This is a genomic window from Pseudomonas sp. B6(2017), assembly GCF_002112765.1.
Lineage (GTDB): Bacteria > Pseudomonadota > Gammaproteobacteria > Pseudomonadales > Pseudomonadaceae > Aquipseudomonas > Aquipseudomonas piscis.
This window is the reverse complement of record NZ_NEIQ01000052.1, coordinates 1-2,539: the sequence shown is the minus strand read 5'-3', so window position 1 is coordinate 2,539 and position 2,539 is coordinate 1. Positions and strand designations below refer to the sequence as shown.

Genomic DNA, 2,539 nt, shown 5'->3' with positions numbered 1-2,539 from the left:
ACGCCTGACTCTTGCCCCTACCCGCCCCACCCACCGCGCCCTTTGCGTGGCGCATGGCCGTGGGCTGTTTCCTAGTCAAGAATTCAGGACCTATCAATGAAACACCTTCCTCTGCTGGCGAGCCTGCTGGGCTGCCTGTGTGCCAATGCCTGGGGCGCGCAGCGCGTTGAACTGGCCCCCACCACCATCGGCGCCGACGAAACCGAGGCCGAGCCCGGCCTGTCCCTGGACCAATCCAGCGGCATGGCCTCGCGCCTGGGCCTGAGCCTGCGCGAAACCCCTGCCTCGGTAGCGGTAAGCAACCGCCAGGACATCGAACGCCGGGGCGATCGTACCTTCCAGGACGCCGCCAATGCCCTGCCCGGGGTCAATGCCAGCGCTCCTCCGGGGTTCGGCGGCTTCGTTTCCTACCGTGGCTTCACCAGTGGCCAGATCACCCAGATGTTCAATGGCATCAATGTCGCCACCGGCCTGGCCCGCCCTGTGGACGCCTGGATCTACGACCGGGTGGAACTGGTGGGCGGTCCGTCGTCGCTGATCAATGGCGCAGGCTCCGTGGGCGGCTCGCTGAACTACGTGACCAAGCTGGCCGAACGCCGCGAACGGGCCGCCGAGGGACTGCTCGGCTATGGCAGCTTCGACACCACCCAGACCGCCTTCGGGGTCAACCATGCCCTGAGCCCGGCCAGCGCCGATGTGCAGCACTTCGCGCGGCTGGATGTCAGCCACAACACCAGCAACGGCTATATCGACCGCCAGGAGCGCGACGCCTGGAGCCTGGCATTCTCCCTGCTCAGCGACCTGACCCCGGACCTGTCCCATACCCTGGCCGTGGAGTATCAGGACGAGCACGAGGACAGCCCCTACTGGGGCACGCCGGTACTCAATCCCAAGGCCGGCGACCTGAAGATCGACAAGCACAACCGCTTCAACAACTACAACGTCGCCGATGGCCTGTACGAACAGCGCACCGTCTGGCTGCGCTCGATCCTCGACTACCGGATCAACGACAGCACCAGCCTGCGCAATACCCTCTACCACCTGGACAGCCAGCGTGACTACCGCAACCTGGAGACCTACCAGTACAGCCCCGACAACCGGCTGGTGAACCGCTCCACCGCCTACCTGGTGCGGCACCAGGGCAACCAGGTGGGCAACCAGTTCGAGGTGCGTCACGAAGACCAACTGCTGGGCCTCGACACCACCTGGGCCGCCGGTTTCGAGTACAAGGTCAACAGCACCACCAATTCGCCGAACAACGTACCTGCACGCAACAGCGTCGACCCGAACAGCTACCGTCCTAGGCACTTCTACGAACTGGAAGGAACCCGCCAGGGCTGGGCCAAGGACAAGACCAATCAGGTCACCACCCGCGCGCTGTTCATCGAGAACCGCCTGGCCCTGACCGACGAGCTGTCGCTGCTCAGCGGTTTGCGCTACGACGCCATCGACCTGGACGTGACCAACCACCGCGCCATCACCGCCAGCAACCCGCGCCACTTCAAGCGCAGCTGGGAGCCGGTCACCGGACGCCTGGGCCTGACCTGGCAGTTCTTGCCCAGCGCCAACGTCTATGTGCAATACAGCACCGCCGCCGAACAGCCCAGCGGTACCCAGAACTTCGACGTATCCACCGGCAAGCAGTGGGAAGTGGGGAGCAAGTTCGACTACCTGGACGGTCGTGGCTCGGCGACCGTGGCGGCCTACCGCATCGAACGCAAGGACTTCGCCGTGACCGATCCACTGGACCCGGCCAATAGCATTCCGGTGGGCCAGCAGACGTCGAAGGGCATCGAGCTGGCCAGCTCGCTGCGCATCACTCCACGCCTGCTGGCCCAGGGCAACTTCGCCTGGGTGGATGCCCAATACGATGCGTTCAACGAGAAGCTCGCCAGCGGCGCGGTGGTCTCGCGCAAGGGCAATACCCCCACCAACGTGCCCTCGCGCCTGGCCAACCTGTGGCTGACCTACGATCTGGCGAGCAATTGGCAGGCCGGGGTCGATGCCCGCTACGTGGCCTCGGTCTACGCCGACAATGCCAATACCCTGACCATGCCGGCCTACACCCTGTATGGCAGCTTCCTGCGCTACCAGCTCGACAGCCACACCAGCATCACCGGCCGGGTGCGCAACCTGACCAACGAGGTCTATGGCCAGTTCGCCCATGTGTCGCCGGCGTATTACCTGGGCCAGCCGCGAACCTTCGAGGTGGCCGTGCAGACCCGTTTCTAAAGCCAGTCCCGCCGTCGCGCAAGGCGCAGGCGGGACACACCGCTAGAGTGTCGCAGCGAGCTTGTCCGCCACGTCAGCGGGCACCCAGGCACGCCACAGGTCGGGGTGTTGCCGCAGGAATGCCCGGGCGCTGTCCCGGGGCTCGCTGTGGTTCTCGCTCATCTGCGCCAGGGCCTGGTTCAGAGGGCCGATGGGCAGGTCGACCTTGGTGAAGAACTCCACCAACTGCGGGTATTGCTGCTGGAACGGCGTGGACACGCCGATCGACAGTTTGGACGCCAGGGACCGGGTCGGACGGGGGTTGGGC

General features: G+C 65.4%; 2 protein-coding genes. One reads left to right on the top strand and one right to left on the bottom strand.

The window, feature by feature from the left end; translation table 11 throughout:
* Positions 1-96: 96 nt before the first annotated feature.
* The gene (locus CAG11_RS32865; RefSeq protein WP_085600848.1) at positions 97-2,232 is read left to right on the top strand and encodes a TonB-dependent siderophore receptor; all 2,136 of its coding nucleotides are present in this window, start codon (positions 97-99) and stop codon (positions 2,230-2,232) included.
* Between the two features lie 42 nt (positions 2,233-2,274).
* On the opposite strand, the gene CAG11_RS32860 is transcribed toward CAG11_RS32865, so the two are convergent.
* Positions 2,275-2,539 (bottom strand): glycine betaine ABC transporter substrate-binding protein (locus CAG11_RS32860; protein WP_272482550.1); only part of this gene is annotated, 265 nt, incomplete at its 5' end.

Excerpts from the sequence above, each read along its gene's own strand:
- CAG11_RS32865 (WP_085600848.1), top strand. The coding sequence starts at position 97 with ATGAAACACCTTCCTCTGCTGGCGAGCCTGCTGGGCTGCCTGTGTGCC.